Source organism: Streptococcus sp. HMSC061E03 (genome assembly GCF_001813505.1).
Classification (GTDB): Bacteria; Bacillota; Bacilli; order Lactobacillales; family Streptococcaceae; genus Streptococcus.
Genome location: NZ_KV812790.1, coordinates 1 through 612 on the forward strand (window position 1 = coordinate 1; position 612 = coordinate 612).

Here is a 612-nt window from a genome sequence, read left to right on the forward strand (position 1 = left end):
AAACATGGTTTAGATGGTATAAAAATGGAGAAACTCATCGTTTCCACCAACAGGTGGGTAAACAATATTCTTATGAAAAAGGAATGGCTAAACTTTCTGAAATCGATCAATTAAAATTAGAATTACGAAGAAAAGAAGTTGAATTAGAAATATTAAAAAAATACAAGGAATTGGAAAGGAAGTGTCGCCTCAAGCAGTTGTAAAATTAGTAGAAGAATTGAAAGGTAAATATACAGTTCATTTAATCTGTTTTTGCCTTAATGTACCCATATCTACTTACTACCGATGGAAAAAGAAAGACTTTTCTCCAACCGTTATCGAGGAAACTATTGGTAAAATTTGTAAGAAAAACAAATTTATTTACGGGTACAGAAAGATTAAGCATTTGATTCAGAAGGAATTAAATCAGATTGTTAACCATAAGGTTGTGCAGCGGATTATGCAGAAAAATGGTTGGAATTGTGCCGTGAAAACGAAAAAAGCTATCAAAATAGGTAAACCTTTCTCAATTACTGGCAATACTCTGAATAGAGATTTTTCAGCGGATAAACCTATGCAAAAGTTGACTACTGATATCACATATTTACCTTTCGGCCCTAAACGATTATATTT

Annotated in this window: 1 pseudogene; it reads left to right on the top strand. The window is 31.9% G+C overall.

The features are described from left to right. Window positions 1-612 (top strand): annotated as a pseudogene (locus tag HMPREF2917_RS07290) (IS3 family transposase); the annotation flags it as partial.